Source organism: Streptosporangium saharense (assembly GCF_014203715.1).
GTDB lineage: Bacteria > Actinomycetota > Actinomycetes > Streptosporangiales > Streptosporangiaceae > Streptosporangium > Streptosporangium saharense.
On sequence record NZ_JACHJP010000002.1, the window covers coordinates 1231713 to 1246892 of the forward strand.

The following is a 15180-nucleotide window of genomic DNA, read 5'->3' on the forward strand; positions in this document are numbered from 1 at the left end:
GTCACGCCCGCCGCCAGGCCTCCAGGTCAGCGGGGGTGTCGATGTCGGCGGGATCGCCCACGTCGTCGCAGGGCACCTCGACGACCAGCTCGGGACGGGCCCGCAGGAAGGCCCTGGCGCCCACGTCGCCGACCGCGAGGGCGGCGGCTTCGGCGAAGTGCTCCCTGGCGACCAGCACCGGGTTCCTCCGCCTGCCCGCGTAGGTCGCCACGGCGACCGAGGCCCCGCCGCGCGCCGCCTCGACCAGCCGCAGCACGGCCTCGGGCCGGACGGACGGCTGGTCGGCCAGGGCGATCACCACCCGCTCCGCGTCGCCGGGAAGCGCCGCGAGGCCGACCCGCAGCGAGGAGCCCATGCCGGTGCGCCAGTCCGGGTTGTGCACGACGACCGCCCCGCGCACCTGCGCGTCCGCGGCCCCGAGCACGACGATTACCGGGTGGCAGCCGCCCTCGCGCAGCAGCCTGACCCCGCGGTCGACCAGCCGCTCGCCGTCCAGCTCGACCAGCGCCTTGGGCTCGCCGAGCCGGGAGCCGCCCCCGGCCGCCAGCAGCAGCCCCGCGCTCTCCGCCCGCGTCATGTCCGGTGGCCCGGCGCGTGGATGCGGCCGGAGCCGCCGCTCAGCGGCTGTCCCGAGCCGCCCCAGCGGAGCTGGATCAGCTCGGCGGCGATGGAGACCGCGGTCTCCTCGGGGGTCCGCGCGCCCAGGTCGAGGCCGATCGGCGAGCGCAGCCGCCCCAGCTCCTCCTCCCCCAGGCCCGCCTCGCGCAGCCGTGCCAGCCGGTCCTCGTGCGTACGGCGTGAGCCCATCGCCCCGACGTAGCCCGCCGGGGTGCGCAGTGCCACCTCAAGCAGCGGGACGTCGAAGCGGGGGTCGTGGGTGAGCACGCAGATCGCGGTCCGCTCGTCCACGGTGACCGAGCTGAGGTAGTCGTGCGGCCACTTGACGACCACCTCGTCGGCCTCGGGGAAGCGCCTTGCCGTGGCGAAGACCGGGCGGGCGTCGCACACCACCACGTGGTAGCCGAGGAACTTGCCGATCCTGGCGACCGCGGCGGCGAAGTCGATGGCGCCGAAGACCAGCATCCTGGGCGGCGGCGTGAAGGAGTGCACGAAGACCGCCAGGTCGTCCAGGCGCCGCTCGCCGTGCGGGCCGTACCTCCTGATGCCCGTGAGCCCCTGGGCGAGCATGCCCCGGGCGTCGTCGTCAACCGCGTCGTCCAGCCTGGCCAGGCCGAGTGAGCCCGAGGCGCGCTCGGGGCCGACCACCCGGCGTGCCCCGACGGCGCCGGAACCGGACAGCACGGTCGCGACCGCGACAGGCCCGTGCTCCCTGACCGTCTCGGCGACCTCCCCGAGCTGGGGGAACATCTCGCGCGAGACCGGCTCGACGAAGACATCGAGGACGCCCCCGCAGGTCAGCCCGACGGAGAAGGCGTCGTCGTCGCTCACCCCGTACCGCTGCAGCACCGGGGTCCCCGAGGCGGCCACCTCCCGGGCCAGCTCGTAGACGGCGCCCTCCACGCAGCCCCCGGAGACGCTGCCGACCGCCTCCTCCCCGAGGACCGCCATCGCGGCGCCCGGCGGGCGGGGCGCGCTGCGGAAGGTCTCGACGACCGTGGCCAGGCCGAACGTCTCGCCCGCCTCCCACCAGCGCACGATCTGCGAGAGGATGTCACGCACGGCGCCCTCCCAGCAGCCGGGCCAGCGCCTCGAAGGCCGCCAGGCTGTGCCCCGCCACGAAGTCGTCCACGTACGGCAGCGCCGCCCGCATCCCGGCGGTGAGCGGGAGATAGCCCTCCTGCCCCTTGTGCGGGTTCACCCAGACCACCCGGTAGGCCGTCCTGGACAGCCTGGCCATCTGCGCGCCGAGCAGCGCGGCGTCACCCCGCTCCCAGCCGTCGGAGGCGATGACGACGGTCGCGCCCGCCGCGTCGTGCAGCCGCAGGAAGCTCCGCAGCTCCTCACCGAGGCGGGTGCCGCCGCTCCAGTCGGGGATGGCGGCGGAGACGGCCTCCATCGCGGCGGCCGGGTCGCGGCGGCGCAGTTCGGCGGTGATCCTGGTCAGGCGGGTGCCCACGCTGAACACCTCGGTGGCCCTCGGCTCGGCGCGGACCACGGCGTGCCCCAGGCGCAGCAGCGTGTCGGCGTAGGGGCTCATGGAGCCGCTGACGTCGACGAGCAGCACGACCCCGCGGGGCCTGGTCCGGTGGGCGCGGTGGCGCAGCCGTACGGTCTGGCCGCCGTGCCGCAGGGTCTCGCGGATCGTCGCCCCGCCGTCGAGGCGGCCCCTGCGGGAGGGGCCGAACCGCCGCGACCTGCGCCGTTCGCGGCCGACCCGCAGCAGGGCGAGCAGGCGCCGTACCTCGGCCAGTTCCGCGGCGGTCATCGCGGCCACGTCCCTGGTGCGCAGGACCTCGGCCGGGCTGGCGGCCGCCGCCCGATCCTCCCGCTCCCTTTCCTGTCCCGGGATGCCGGACAGGGTCGTGACGCTCCGGGTGACGGTGACCATGGGCGGGGACGCGGGGCGCGGACGGGTGCCGCCGAAGTAGGCGTCGAAGACCCGGTCGTAGCGGGGCAGGTCGTCGGCGGAGGCGCACAGGGTGAGCCTGCCCGCCCAGTAGACCCCGCGCGGGCTGTCCGCGCCGAGGACGGTCAGCGCGCGCAGCAGGGCCTGGGTCCGCTCGTGGTCGGCGGGCACCCCGGCGGCGCGCAGCGTCCTGGCGAAGCCGGTCATGACCGCCACCAGGTCACGCTCGCCACCGTGGGCTCCCTCAGCCATCGGGAAACCCCCTCCCGAGGACCGTCTCGTGGTCCTCGCGGTGCTTGAGCAGGGCGCCGAGGGTCGCCGCGGCCAGGCCGGGGTCCAGCTCGCGGGCGCCGAGGGTCAGCAGGGCCTCGGCCCAGTCGATGCTCTCCGCGACACCGGGCGGCTTGACCAGACCGGCGCCGCGCAGCCGTCCCACGGCCCCGGCCACCTGCTCGGCCAGGGTCCGCGAGCAGCCGGGGAGCCTGCGCAGCAGGATCGCCACCTCCCGTTCGAAGGAGGGGTGTTCGAGCCAGTGGTAGAGGCAGCGGCGCCTGAGCGCGTCGTGCAGCTCACGGGTGCGGTTGGAGGTCAGCACGACGACCGGCGGGCTCTGCGCGCGGACCGTGCCCAGCTCGGGGATGGAGATCGCGAAGTCGGAGAGCACCTCAAGCAGGATCGCCTCGAACTCCACGTCGGCCCGGTCGACCTCGTCCACGAGCAGCACGCTCGGCTGGGTCTCCACCGCCCTGAGCAGCGGCCTGGCGATCAGGAAGCGCCGGTCGTAGACCTCGCCCTCAAGGCGTGCCGCGTCGGTGGCCCCGCTCGCCTCGGCTGCCTTGAGGTGCAGAAGCTGGCGGGCGAAGTCCCAGTCGTAGAGCACCTGGGGCCCGTCGAGCCCTTCGTAGCACTGCAGCCGGATCAGTGGCGCGCCCAGCACCGTGGCGAGCGTCCTGGCCAGCTCGGTCTTGCCGACCCCGGCCTCACCTTCGAGCAGCAGCGGGCGGCCCATCCGCAGCGCCAGGAACGCCGCCGTGGCCAGCCCCTCGTCGGCGAGGTAGGCACACCGGTCGAGGAGTTCTCCGAGGTGTCCCGGGGACTCCACGTCCGAGGCCTTGACCGTCCCCCTCAGCATCACCTCAGGCTACGCCCGCACGGGCCGCCCACGCCCCAACGGCACGGAATGGTGGACCGGGCGTATTCTCACCCCTCGTGAAGAACGTTCTGCGGCGGATCAACACGCCGTCGAGAGTCGTCGTGGCCGCCTTCCTGGTCGTGGTCGTGGTGGGCTCGACGCTGCTGTCGCTGCCCGTCGCGGTCGAGGCCGGGCAGCGGGCCTCGTGGACGTCCGCGCTCTTCACCGCGACGTCCGCGGTCTGCGTGACCGGCCTGGCCGTACAGGACACCGCGACGCACTGGACGCTCTTCGGTGAGCTGGTGATCCTGGCGCTGATGCAGATCGGCGGGTTCGGGATCATGACGCTGGCCTCCATCCTGGCGCTGGTCGTCTCCGGCAAGCTCGGCCTGCGCGCCAGGCTCAACGCCCAGGCCGAGACCAGGACCCTGGGCCCCGGCGAGGTGCGCAGGCTGATCGCGGGCGTCGCCAAGGTGACACTGGCCGCCGAGGCGCTGACCACCGCCGTGCTCGCCGCCCGCTTCTTCCTCGGGTACGGCGAGCCGCCCGGCCGTGCCCTCTACCAGGGGCTCTTCCACGCGGTCTCCTCCTTCACCAACGCCGGGTTCGCCCTGTGGCCGGACAGCATGATGCGTTTCGTCCACGACCCGTGGATCTGCCTGCCGCTGGTGGTCTCCGTGGTGGTCGGGGGGCTCGGCTTCCCGGTCTACACCGCGCTGCGCCGGGGCCCGTTCCATCCGGGGCGCTGGTCGCTGCACGCCAGGGTCACCGTGGGGATGACCGCGGTCCTGCTGTTCGGCGGGACGCTGGCCGTACTCCTCACCGAGTGGGACAATCCCGGCACCTTCGGACCGCTGCCGCCCGGGCAGCGGATCATGGCCGCCCTCTTCCACAGCGCCATGACCCGCAGCGGCGGCATGAACTCCGTGGACGTCTCGCAGATGCACGAGAACACCTGGCTGATCAGCGACGTGCTGATGTTCGTCGGGGCGGGCAGCGCGAGCACCGGCGGCGGAATCAAGGTGACGACGTTCGCGCTGCTCGGCTACGTCATCCTGGCCGAGCTGCGCGGTGAGCCCGACGTCACGGTCGGCCGCCGCCGCCTGCCCGAGCAGCTCCAGCGGCAGGCGCTGACCATCGCCCTGCTCAGTGTGGCCTCGGTGGTCGCGGGCACGTTCGTGCTGATGATGCTGACGCCGTTCAAGCTCGACCAGGTGCTGTTCGAGGTGGTCTCCGCGTTCGGCACGGTCGGCCTGTCCACCGGGATCACCGGCGACGTCGGCACCGCGGGGCACCTGGCGCTGACGGTCCTGATGTTCGTCGGCAGACTTGGACCCGCGACACTCGGCGCGGCGCTGGCACTGCACGTCCAGACCCGCAGGTTCCGTTACCCGGAGGAGGGCCCCCTCGTTGGCTGACAGGAAGGACCGCGGCGACGCGGTCGCGGTGATCGGTCTCGGCAGGTTCGGCAGCGCGCTCGCGCTCGAACTGGCCGACCGCGGCGTCGAGGTGCTCGGCGTGGACAACGACTCGAAGAACGTGCAGCAACTGTCCGGGCAGCTCACCCACGTGGCCTGCGCCGACTCCACCGACCCGGACGCGCTGACCCAGCTCGGCGTCGAGGAGTTCGGCAGGGCCGTGGTCGGCATCGGCAACGACATCGAGGCGAGCATCCTGACCACCTCGATCCTGGCCGACTTCGGCGTGCCCGACATCTGGGCCAAGTCGATCAGCCGCCAGCACAGCAGGATCCTGCAGCGGGTCGGCGCGCACCACGTGGTGCAGCCCGAGCACGACATGGGAGAGCGCGTCGCGCACCTGGTGACGGGACGGATGCTCGACTACGTGGAGATCGACGAGGACTACGCCCTGGTCAAGACCAAGGCGCCCGGCTGGGCGGTGGGAAAGACGCTGGGCGAGCTGGGCATCCGCACGAAGTACGGCGTGACCGTGGTCGGGATCAAGAGCCCGGGAGGCAGGTTCACCTACGCCACCTCCGAGACCACCATCCACGGGCACACCGTGCTGCTGGTCGCGGGTGAGACGGGCATGGCCGAGCGCTTCGCCGAGGAGACCTGACTCAGCGACCTTCCCCCGCCTCGCCGCGCTCTTTGATGAGCGCGGCGAGCTGGCGGACCTGCTGGACCGTCCGCTCCTTCTCCGAGCCCTGCAGCCCCATGGCGCCGATCGTCGCGCCGTCGGTGAAGTCGATCTTCGCCCAGGGCTCGCTGTCGGTCAGCGTCACCGCGAGCACCTCGGGCCACTCGTAGCGGTGCACCCGCAGCGCGTTGACCAGGGTGATGCCCGTCTCGTCCGCCTCGACCCGGCAGCGGCCGAGCAGGTGCAGCACCCCGGCGATGGCGGCGCCGAGCACCACCATCGCGATCTTGTCGACCAGGGTGAACGGCGGCGGCAGGAAGATCGCCAGGATGACGGCTCCCACGATGACCAGCCCGGCGAAGCCGTACGCCACGACGCGTCCCTTCCGCGGCCGCCACACGACGGGCAGCGGGGGGGCCGGGACGTTCTCTGGACTCACCTGACGATCACGTTCCTTCGGGAAACCACCGGTCACAGCGATACGCAACCTACCGCACGGCCAGGGCGCCCCCGCTTCCGAGGACCTCAGGCGTCCCTGAGGTCGCGCAGCAGCAGCGCCGTCTCCAGGGCGGCGACGGTGGCCTCGTAACCCTTGTCCTCGTGGCTGCCGGGCAGGCCCGAGCGGTCGAGGGCCTGGTCAAGGGAGTCACACGTCAGCACCCCGTTGCCGACCGGCGTCCCCTCGTCGAGCGAGACGCGGGTGAGCCCCGAGGTGACCGACTCGCAGACGTAGTCGAAGTGGGCGGTCTCCCCGCGGATCACCGCGCCCAGGGCGACCACGGCGTCGCAGCGCCTGGCCAGGGCTTGGGCGACGACCGGGATCTCCAGGGACCCGGCGACGCGGATCACCGTCGCGCTTGCCCCGCTGTCGGCGCTGGCCAGCACCGCCCGCGCGACGAGCTGGTCGGTGATCTTCTCGTGCCAGCGGGCGGCCACGATGCCGACGGTCAGTCCGCCCGCCTCGACGGCCTCCGCCTGGGGACGTCCCGCTCCGCTCATGTGCTCTCCTCGTGGATCTCGTGACCGAGGCGGTCACGTTTGGCCGTCAGGTACTTCTGGTTGTGGGGGTTCATCGCCACCGGCATCGGCTCCCGGCCGAGGACCTTGACGCCGTAGCCGTCCATGCCCCGCAGCTTGGCCGGGTTGTTCGTCAGCAGCCTGATCGACTTCACGCCCAGGTCGGCGAGGATCTGACCGGCGTTGGAGAACTCCCTGGCGTCAACGGGAAGGCCCAGCTCCAGGTTGGCGTCCACGGTGTCGCTGCCCGCGTCCTGCAGGCTGTAGGCCCGCAGCTTGGCCAGCAGGCCGATGCCGCGGCCCTCGTGCCCGCGCAGGTAGACCACGACGCCGCGGCCCTCGGCGGAGATCTCCGCCATCGCGTGGTCGAGCTGGACCCCGCAGTCGCACCGCAGGGAGCCGAACACGTCCCCGGTAAGGCACTCCGAATGCGCCCTGACCAGGATGTTCTCCCCGTCCTCCAGGTCGCCGTAGACCAGGGCGACGTGCTCGCCGCCGTCCAGGGCGCTGGCGTAGCCGTAGGCGCGCCACATCCCGTACACGTTGGGCAGACGCGTTTCGGCGACCCTGCTCACCATCCGCTCGGTGCGGCGCCTGAACTCGACGAGCTGCTCGATGGAGACCAGCGCCAGGTCGTGCTCGTCGCAGAACTCGCGCAGCTCGGGCAGCCGCTTCATGGTGCCGTCGTCGTTGACGACCTCGGCGAGCGCGCCGGAGGGCCGCAGCCCCGCCAGCCTGGCCAGGTCCACGGCCGCCTCGGTGTGGCCGCGCCTGACCAGCACACCGCCCTCGCGGTAGCGCAGCGGGAAGACGTGGCCGGGCCGTACCAGCTCGAAGGGTTCGGTGGCGGAGTCGCACAGGGTGCGGATGGTCCTGGCGCGGTCGGCGGCGGAGATGCCGGTGGTCACCCCGTCGCGGGCGTCGACGCTGATCGTGTAGGCGGTGCGCAGGCGCTCCCTGTTCTCGCGCACCATCAGCGGCAGGCCGAGCCGGTCGAGGTCCTCGCCAGGCAGCGAGACGCAGATCACGCCGCTGGTGTGCCTGATGGTGAAGGCGAGCAGCTCCGGCGTCGCCTTGGCCGAGGCGAAGATGATGTCGCCCTCGTTCTCGCGGTTCTCGTCGTCGACCACCACGACGGGCCTGCCCTCGCGAATGTCGGCGATCGCCCGCTCTATGGGGTCAAGCGCGGTCACACAGCCTCCTTGGGAACGAGCACGGTCCTGGACCGGTACTCCTTGAGCCAGTTGAAGAATCCGATGAGGACGAGGACGAAGAAGACCCCGTAGACGGCCCCGGAGACGACGAGACCGGAGCTGAAGGCCAGGGGCACGCCGACCAGGTCCACGGCCACCCAGATGATCCAGAAGTCCACCAGCGCGCGTCCCTGGGCCCAGGTGGCCACGGCGCTGCCGACGAAGATGTAGGCGTCGGCGGCGACCAGCAGGTAGCCCTGCGGCGGCGGCACGAGCGCGCCCCAGGAGAGTTTGGCGACGAAGAACAGCACGCCGACGGCGGCGGTGCCCAGCAGCATCGTGCCGGCCATCGCGAGCCGTTCCCGCCCGGTCGCGGGCCGTACGGCGAGGGCCTGGCCTGACCGGGTCCCGCGGGTCCAGCGCCACCAGCCGTAGACGGCCAGCGCGCCGAACATGAGCTGCTTGAGGGCGTTTCCGGTGATGTGGGCGCTGAGGGAGGTGACGAACAGCAGGACCGCGGCGGTGAGCTGCACCGGCCAGGTCCAGATCGACCTGCGGATCGCCAGGAGCACGGTGGCCAGCGCGGCCACGTTGCCGACCAGGTCGGTCCACAGGACCTTGACCCCGAGGAGCTGGAAGCCCTCGTTGACCCAGTTCATGACCCGTTCCCCGAGGTGTAGGCGCTGACGAGCCGCTCCACGTGCTTGGCGATCACGTCGACTTCGAGGTTCATCGGGTCGCCGGGCTGCTTGGCGCCGAGGGTGGTCAGGCGCAGCGTGGTGGGGATGAGGCTGACGGAGAAGCCCTCGTCGTCCACGCCGACCACGGTCAGGCTGACGCCGTCCACGGCGATCGAGCCCTTCTCGACGACGTAGCGGCCCAGCCCGGCGGGCAGCGAGATCCGGACGACCTCCCAGTGCTCGTCCGGCTCGCGGGCGAGCAGCACGCCGGTGCCGTCCACGTGGCCCTGCACGATGTGGCCGCCGAGGCGCTGGTCGGCGCGGACCGCGCGCTCCAGGTTGACCCTGGAGCCGGGACGCAGGGCGCCGAGGCTGCTGCGGTCGAGGGTCTCCTTCATCACGTCGGCGGTGAAGACCTCCCCCTCGACGTCGACCACGGTCAGGCAGACCCCGTTGACGGCGATCGAGTCGCCGTGCCCGGCGTCGGCGGTGACGACCTCGCCGCGGATCGACAGCCTGGCGGCGTCGCGCAGCGTCTCGATCTCCGCGATCTCGCCGAGCTCCTCAACGATTCCGGTGAACATTCACAGCTCCTTCGCAGGGGGCGCGTAGGTGACATCGGGAGTGAACCCGCGCGGGGCCGCCTGTCTTCCTGATCCGGCCGGGATTCCCGGGTTTCCCGGCGGGTTTCCTGCAACGGACAGGCGGGCACGGCGGAGGACCGCGGGACCACACGCGGCGAGAAGGGAGAGGGGACCGGCGGCGCCGCGACCACGCGCGGGCAGGCCGATCGGTTGGCGCGGGTGCGCCCGACCAGACATCCGGGACTCCTACTCGCCGGTAGCGTTCTGCCACGGCGGGCCCCGGGGGATCACAGGCACGTACACCCATCGGCGGCCGGGTCACCCCCGAAGGGGACGTCCCTGCCGCCCGCGCGCTTCCTCCCATCCGGACTTTGACCGTCGGTCCTGGAGTTTCACCAGGTCAACCGGTCGATGGCTTCGACCGGGTCGCGGACTTTAACCGCCGGCTCGGAATTTCACCGACCCCGGAGCACGCTGCTCTCCCCCCAGTGTGCCACGTCCGGCAAATGAGACGAGTCCCCCTCCCACCAGATGGAACAACCGGACGCTTGCTCGGATGCCGTACGGCACGGCGTCCCACGCTTCGAACAACCCTTCGCACGGGGGTGGGGCCGGTGGTACGAAAGAGGGAGGGGGCTCAGGACGCCGGAACGTGACCTTCGCGGGTCGCCCTTTCCCCGCGCCCGGGCGGGCGACGCCCTACCCTGCCTGCGGACATACGCGCGGCGAGGGGTGACACGACGACCGCACAGACCGTCATGGTCGTGTCATAGGTATGTCACAAATCCGTGAATAACAGACGGTGGGGAATCTCATCATTCCATCTGACCCCCCACCCAGGTCAATGGAATTGCAGCTACAACCTGATCTATATTGCACAACAAAAAAACAAGTAACAGCTAGGCCATTGATTTGCCCCTGACTGTTTTGCAATGGTTCCCCCAGATCCCGCTCAGTCATGCCGTTGGGGGCTCCCGCACGATGACCATCCCTGCACCTGCCGCGACCACCGCCGACGAGGCGCCCGTGGTGAAGGCACCGGAAACGGTGGGCCGCTCACCAGGGCAGCTGATGTGGCTCCGCTTCCGCCGTGACCGGACCGGGGTCGCCTCCGCCATCGTGGTGATTTTCTTCATCCTGGTAGCGATACTCGCGCCGGTGATCTCCTGGCTGTACGGCAAGGACCCGTACACTCTCTACGGCCAGGACACCCCGGGCCTGCTCAACGACTTCGGCTATCCGATCGCCCCGAACGGCGGCATCAGCTCGCAGTTCTGGTTCGGCATCGAGCCCAATCTCGGCCGTGACGTGTTCACGCAGCTCGTCTACGGAATCAGGACCTCGCTGCTGATCGCGCTCGTCACGACCATCCTCACCACGCTGATCGGCATCGTGATCGGCATCGTGGCCGGATACGCCGGTGGCAAGACGGACTATTTCATCGGTCGTGTGATCGACACGGTGCTGTCCTTCCCGTCGGTGCTGTTCATCATCGCCTTCATGCCGGTCGTGGAGAACCTCTTCGTCAGTGCTGACGAGGAGACGCCGGTCTGGCTGCGCGCGGTGACGCTGGTGCTCGTGCTGACGCTGTTCGGCTGGGCAGGTCTGGCCCGTCTGCTGCGAGGCCAGGTCCTCACGCTCCGCGAACGCGAGTTCATCGAGGCCGCCCGGGTCACCGGCGCCTCGCCCGCGCGGATCGTGTTCAAGGAACTGCTGCCGAACCTGTGGACGCCGATCCTGATCCAGGCGACGCTCCTGCTGCCCGCCCTGGTGACCGCGGAGGCCGCCCTGTCCTTCCTCGGTGTCGGCATGATCGAGCCGATCCCCGACTGGGGCCGCATGTTCCGGCGCGGCACCGAGGTCTACACCAACGACATCACGTACCTGATCTTCCCCGGCGTCGCACTGGTGATCTTCGTGATCGCCTTCAACCTGCTCGGGGACTCGGTCCGCGACGCCTTCGACCCCAAGCTCAAGCGCTAGCCCCCAGCTCAAGCGCTGGACAGATAGGAGAGAGATGCGAGTTAGAAAGCGTTCGGCGGTGGCCGTCCTGGCCATCGGCGTGCTGGCGGTCACCAGCGCATGTGCCGAGGGCAACTCGGGGGCGCCCGCCGCGTCGTCCGGCAGCTCCAACGGGGCCTCCGCGGCCCCCTCCGCGGCCTACAAGCCCGCGGTCATCACCCTCGGCACCGCGGAGGACTCGAAGGGTCCCGCGATCCCGCCGGAGGGCGTCGTCAAGGGCGGAACGGTCACGATGATCGACCGTGACGACTTCTCCCACCTCGACCCGGCGCAGGTCTACGTCAACACCGAGGGCAACTTCTTCCGGCTGATCGGCCGTACCCTGACGGGCTACAAGCGCGTCGCCAAGGGTGAGTTCAAGCTGGTCGGTGACCTCGCGACCGACACCGGCACCCAGTCCGACGGCGGCAAGACCTGGAAGTTCACGCTGAAGGACGGCGTGAAGTGGCAGGACGGCTCGCCGATCACCTCCGCCGACGTCAAGTGGAGCATGGAGCGGACCTTCGCTCCGTTCGTCACCCAGGGCCCCACCTACATCCAGCAGTGGCTGACCGACGTCGACTACAAGAAGGCCTACGCCGGTCCGTACGACGGCAAGGAACTCGACGCGATCGAGACGCCGGACGACAAGACGATCATCTACAAGTTCAAGACGCCGCACGCCGACGCGAGCTACGCCTTCGCCATGGCCGGGTACGGCATCGTGCCCAAGGCCAAGGACACGAAGGAGCAGTACGACAAGGAGCCCTTCTCCAGCGGGCCGTACATCATCAAGTCGCACGTGGTCGACAAGACCATGGACCTGGAGCGCAACCCGCACTGGGACCCGGCGACCGACCCGATCCGCGGCGCCTACCCGGACAAGTGGCACCTTGAGTTCGGCTTCGAGGCCCTGCAGGTGACCGACCGCCTCATGGCGGACTCCGGCGCCGACCAGACCGCCTTCACCTTCTACGGCTCCACTCCCCCGGAGCGGCTGCAGCAGGTGCTCGGCGACGCCAACCTGGCCAACCGCCGGATGAACAGCCCGTCGCCGTACGGCAACTACTACTACTTCAACCTCGACCGGGTGAAGGACATCAAGATCCGCCAGGCCATCAACTACGCCTGGCCGTCCAAGCAGATCCAGCAGGTTCTGGGTGGCCCGGCCGCCGCGGCGCTGCCGACCACGATCCTCAACGAGAACACCACGGTCGGCTACGAGTCCTACGACCTGTTCGGCAAGAAGACCAAGCCCGACGGTGACGTCGAGAAGGCCAAGGAGCTGCTCGCCCAGTCGAGCAACCCGACGCCGACCATCGTCTACGCCTACAACCAGACGCCGGTCCAGGAGCAGGTCACCGTCGCGATCAAGAGCGCCCTGGCGAAGGCCGGCATCAACGTCGTCGCCAAGCCGCTCGACCGCAAGACCTACTACGACTCGATCGGCAAGCTCAAGAACGAGTTCGACATGTACTGGGGCGGCTGGGGCGCCGACTGGCCGTCCGGTTCCACGGTGCTCCCGATCATCTTCGGGCCGGTCGCCGACGGTGCGCCCAACTACTCGCACCTGAAGGACCCGGCTCTCACCGCCGAGATGGACAAGATCACCGCCGAGACGGACATCGACGCGGCCAACACCGCGTGGATGGCCCTGGACAAGAAGATCCAGGAGACGATCACCCCGCTGGTCGTCGCGGAGAACCGGATCGCCACCATGCTCCACGGTTCCAAGGTCGGCGGCGCCGAGATCGACCCGCAGATGTGGATCGTTCAGCCGGACACCATCTTCGTGAAGCCGTAGAGACGGCAAAGGCCGTGGTTCCGCGTCAGCGCGGGGCCACGGCCCGCGGGGGCCTCACGGCCCCCGCGGCGGTCTCCCAGCAACCGTCGGGAAACAGGCAATGTTTCGATTCATCACTCGCCGCACCCTGGGCGCCGTGGTCACCCTGCTGATCATCGCCGCGTGCACGTTCTTCCTCTTCTTCGCCGTTCCGGCCGACCCCGCCCGGCTCGCCTGCGGCAAGGTCTGCCCGCCCGAGCTGCTGGAGCAGGCACGGCACAACCTGGGCCTGGACCAGCCGCTGTTCGTCCAGTTCCTGACCTGGGTCGGCGGCATCTTCCTCGGTCGTGACTACGAGGGCCTGGGGTACTGCTCCGCGCCCTGCCTGGGCTTCTCCTTCGTCAACAAGGCCCCGGTGCTGGACACGATCCTCGACCGCATGCCGCTCACGATCTCGCTGACGCTCGGCGCGGCCGTCGTCTTCCTCTTCTTCGGTGTGGCGACGGGCATCGTCGCGGCGCTGAAGCAGGGCAAGGCGCTGGACAAAATCGCCAGTGTGTCCTCCCTGATCGGCGCCTCGCTGCAGATCTACTTCATCGGCACGCTGGCGCTGTACTTCCTGGTCTACAAGAACCACATCCTGCGGCAGCCGGGCTACGTCCCCTTCACCGAGAATCCGCTGAACTGGGCGGCCGGGCTGATGCTGCCCTGGGTGGTGCTGGCGATCATCTTCACCGCCAACTACACCCGTATGACCCGTTCGACGATGGTGGAGCAGCTCACCGAGGACTACGTCAGGACGGCACGGGCCAAGGGCATGGCGAACCGCTCGGTCGTGATGAGGTTCGCGCTGCGCGGCACCCTGATCACCATCGTCACCATCCTCGGCGTCGACCTGGGCACCCTCATCGGCGGCGCGATCATCACCGAGCAGACCTTCGGCCTGCAGGGAATCGGACAGCTGTCCATCAGGGCCGTCTGGAGCTCCGACCTGCCGATGCTGATGGCGACGGTCCTGGTGGCCGCGGGTGCGATCGTCGTGTTCAACATCATCGTGGACGTTCTGTACGCCGTCATCGACCCCCGCGTACGGCTGAGCTAGGAGCTGGAAGAAGTGTCGAACCCGTTCCTGTCGGTCCGTGACCTGACCGTCGACTTCCACACCGAGGACGGCCTCGTCCACGCGGTGGACGGGCTCTCCTTCGACGTGGAGAAGGGCACCACCCTGGGGATCGTCGGCGAGTCGGGTTCCGGCAAGTCGGTGACCAACCTGACCGTACTCGGCCTGCACAACCCGGAGACCACCAAGATCAGTGGTGAGATCCACCTGGACGGCCAGGAGCTGATCGGCGCCTCCCGGTCCACCATGGAGAAGCTCCGCGGTAACAAGATCGCGATGATCTTCCAGGACCCGCTGACCGCGCTCTCGCCGTACCACACGATCGGCAGGCAGATCGGCGAGGTCTACCGCAAGCACACCGGCGCGAGCAAGAGCGAGGCCAGGGCCCGCGCGGTCGAGATGCTGACCAGGGTCGGCATCCCGCAGCCGAAGACCCGGGTGGACGACTACCCGCACCAGTTCTCCGGCGGTATGCGGCAGCGCGCGATGATCGCCATGGCCCTGGTCTGCGACCCGGACCTGCTGATCGCCGACGAGCCGACCACCGCGCTGGACGTGACCGTGCAGGCCCAGATCCTGGACCTGCTCAAGGAGCTCCAGGACCAGACCGGCACCTCCATCATCATGATCACGCACGACCTCGGCGTGGTCGCGAACACCGCGCACAACGTGCTGGTGATGTACGCGGGCCGGGCCGTCGAGCGCGGCACGGTCAAGGAGGTCCTCAACACCCCGCGCCACCCCTACACCTGGGGTCTGCTCGGCTCGATGCCCCGGCTGAGCTCCTCGGTCGACATCCCGCTCAAGCCGGTCCGCGGCACCCCGCCGAGCCTGCTCAACGTCCCCTCCGGCTGCCCGTTCCACCCCCGGTGCGACTACATGGACCTGGCGGGACCCGAGCTGTGCAAGGGCGAGCGGCCCGAACTGTCCCCGCACCGCGGCCACGGCGACGCGTGCTACCTGACCCTCGCCCAGAAGCGGGAGATCCACAAGTGAAGCAAGGACGGCCAGTGAACGGGCGTTGCGGCTCGCGGACGCCGTCT

The 15180-nt window shown here is 70.1% G+C and carries 15 protein-coding genes and 1 riboswitch; of the genes, 6 read left to right on the plus strand and 9 right to left on the minus strand.

The genetic code is table 11. From position 1 onward, the window contains the following. Position 1 precedes the first annotated feature (1 nt). Genes FHS44_RS14450 through FHS44_RS14465 form a run of 4 tightly spaced genes read right to left on the minus strand, consistent with a single transcriptional unit; the run spans position 2 to position 3659 of the window. On the minus strand, positions 2–577 hold the full coding sequence (locus FHS44_RS14450) for a nucleotidyltransferase family protein (RefSeq protein WP_184714541.1): 576 nt from the start codon (positions 575–577) through the stop codon (positions 2–4). Continuing rightward, the gene (locus tag FHS44_RS14455) at positions 574–1680 is read right to left on the minus strand and encodes an XdhC family protein (protein WP_184714542.1); all 1107 of its coding nucleotides are present in this window, start codon (positions 1678–1680) and stop codon (positions 574–576) included. Before FHS44_RS14455 ends, FHS44_RS14450 begins: the two co-directional genes overlap by 4 nt. Continuing rightward, entirely contained in the window at positions 1673–2779 is a 1107-nt protein-coding gene (locus tag FHS44_RS14460; RefSeq protein WP_184714544.1) for a vWA domain-containing protein, read from the minus strand. The genes FHS44_RS14455 and FHS44_RS14460 overlap by 8 nt, the downstream gene beginning before the upstream one ends. Next, a complete protein-coding gene (locus FHS44_RS14465) occupies positions 2772–3659 on the minus strand; it encodes an AAA family ATPase (RefSeq protein WP_184714546.1) in 888 nt (295 codons plus the stop codon). Before FHS44_RS14465 ends, FHS44_RS14460 begins: the two co-directional genes overlap by 8 nt. 77 nt (positions 3660–3736) lie before the next feature. Between FHS44_RS14465 and FHS44_RS14470 the strand changes: the two genes are divergently transcribed. After that, positions 3737–5077 carry a TrkH family potassium uptake protein gene (locus tag FHS44_RS14470; protein WP_184714548.1) on the plus strand — a complete coding sequence of 447 codons (1341 nt, stop codon included), beginning with the start codon at positions 3737–3739 and terminating at the stop codon, positions 5075–5077. Then, positions 5070–5738 (plus strand): potassium channel family protein, encoded by a 669-nt coding sequence (locus FHS44_RS14475; protein ID WP_184714550.1) that lies wholly within the window; start codon positions 5070–5072, stop codon positions 5736–5738. The genes FHS44_RS14470 and FHS44_RS14475 overlap by 8 nt, the downstream gene beginning before the upstream one ends. 1 nt (position 5739) lies before the next feature. On the opposite strand, the gene FHS44_RS14480 is transcribed toward FHS44_RS14475, so the two are convergent. From FHS44_RS14480 to FHS44_RS14500, 5 genes are all read right to left on the minus strand, one after another. Next, positions 5740–6198, minus strand: coding sequence for a PH domain-containing protein (locus FHS44_RS14480; protein ID WP_184714552.1), 459 nt, complete (start codon positions 6196–6198; stop codon positions 5740–5742). Between the two features lie 86 nt (positions 6199–6284). Then, complete coding sequence (ribH, locus tag FHS44_RS14485) at positions 6285–6758, minus strand: 6,7-dimethyl-8-ribityllumazine synthase (RefSeq protein WP_184714555.1); 474 nt, start codon at positions 6756–6758, stop codon at positions 6285–6287. Continuing rightward, a complete protein-coding gene (locus FHS44_RS14490) occupies positions 6755–7969 on the minus strand; it encodes a bifunctional 3,4-dihydroxy-2-butanone-4-phosphate synthase/GTP cyclohydrolase II (protein ID WP_184714557.1) in 1215 nt (404 codons plus the stop codon). Before FHS44_RS14490 ends, ribH begins: the two co-directional genes overlap by 4 nt. Further along, positions 7966–8628: a nicotinamide mononucleotide transporter family protein gene (locus FHS44_RS14495; RefSeq protein ID WP_184714559.1), complete on the minus strand. Its 663-nt coding sequence runs from the start codon at positions 8626–8628 to the stop codon at positions 7966–7968. Before FHS44_RS14495 ends, FHS44_RS14490 begins: the two co-directional genes overlap by 4 nt. Continuing rightward, positions 8625–9233: a riboflavin synthase gene (locus tag FHS44_RS14500; RefSeq protein ID WP_184714561.1), complete on the minus strand. Its 609-nt coding sequence runs from the start codon at positions 9231–9233 to the stop codon at positions 8625–8627. Before FHS44_RS14500 ends, FHS44_RS14495 begins: the two co-directional genes overlap by 4 nt. A gap of 346 nt (positions 9234–9579) precedes the next feature. Beyond that, positions 9580–9710, minus strand: a riboswitch (FMN riboswitch). Positions 9711–10214: 504 nt separating this feature from the next. Between FHS44_RS14500 and FHS44_RS14505 the strand changes: the two genes are divergently transcribed. The 4 genes from FHS44_RS14505 to FHS44_RS14520 all read left to right on the plus strand — a co-directional run bounded on the left by FHS44_RS14505 (position 10215) and on the right by FHS44_RS14520 (position 15133). Then, a complete protein-coding gene (locus FHS44_RS14505; protein WP_184714563.1) occupies positions 10215–11216 on the plus strand; it encodes an ABC transporter permease in 1002 nt (333 codons plus the stop codon). A gap of 34 nt (positions 11217–11250) precedes the next feature. Beyond that, positions 11251–13038 (plus strand): ABC transporter substrate-binding protein, encoded by a 1788-nt coding sequence (locus FHS44_RS14510; protein ID WP_184714565.1) that lies wholly within the window; start codon positions 11251–11253, stop codon positions 13036–13038. Positions 13039–13138: 100 nt separating this feature from the next. Beyond that, a complete protein-coding gene (locus tag FHS44_RS14515) occupies positions 13139–14119 on the plus strand; it encodes an ABC transporter permease (protein WP_184714567.1) in 981 nt (326 codons plus the stop codon). A gap of 12 nt (positions 14120–14131) precedes the next feature. Continuing rightward, complete coding sequence (locus FHS44_RS14520) at positions 14132–15133, plus strand: ABC transporter ATP-binding protein (RefSeq protein WP_184714569.1); 1002 nt, start codon at positions 14132–14134, stop codon at positions 15131–15133. Positions 15134–15180: the final 47 nt, after the last annotated feature.

Excerpts from the sequence above, each read along its gene's own strand:
- FHS44_RS14450 (WP_184714541.1), bottom strand. The coding sequence starts at position 577 with ATGACGCGGGCGGAGAGCGCGGGGCTGCTGCTGGCGGCCGGGGGCGGC.
- FHS44_RS14460 (WP_184714544.1), bottom strand. The coding sequence starts at position 2,779 with ATGGCTGAGGGAGCCCACGGTGGCGAGCGTGACCTGGTGGCGGTCATG.
- FHS44_RS14465 (WP_184714546.1), bottom strand. The coding sequence starts at position 3,659 with ATGCTGAGGGGGACGGTCAAGGCCTCGGACGTGGAGTCCCCGGGACAC.
- ribH (WP_184714555.1), bottom strand. The coding sequence starts at position 6,758 with ATGAGCGGAGCGGGACGTCCCCAGGCGGAGGCCGTCGAGGCGGGCGGA.
- FHS44_RS14495 (WP_184714559.1), bottom strand. The coding sequence starts at position 8,628 with ATGAACTGGGTCAACGAGGGCTTCCAGCTCCTCGGGGTCAAGGTCCTG.
- FHS44_RS14500 (WP_184714561.1), bottom strand. The coding sequence starts at position 9,233 with ATGTTCACCGGAATCGTTGAGGAGCTCGGCGAGATCGCGGAGATCGAG.
- FHS44_RS14505 (WP_184714563.1), top strand. The coding sequence starts at position 10,215 with ATGACCATCCCTGCACCTGCCGCGACCACCGCCGACGAGGCGCCCGTG.
- FHS44_RS14510 (WP_184714565.1), top strand. The coding sequence starts at position 11,251 with ATGCGAGTTAGAAAGCGTTCGGCGGTGGCCGTCCTGGCCATCGGCGTG.
- FHS44_RS14515 (WP_184714567.1), top strand. The coding sequence starts at position 13,139 with ATGTTTCGATTCATCACTCGCCGCACCCTGGGCGCCGTGGTCACCCTG.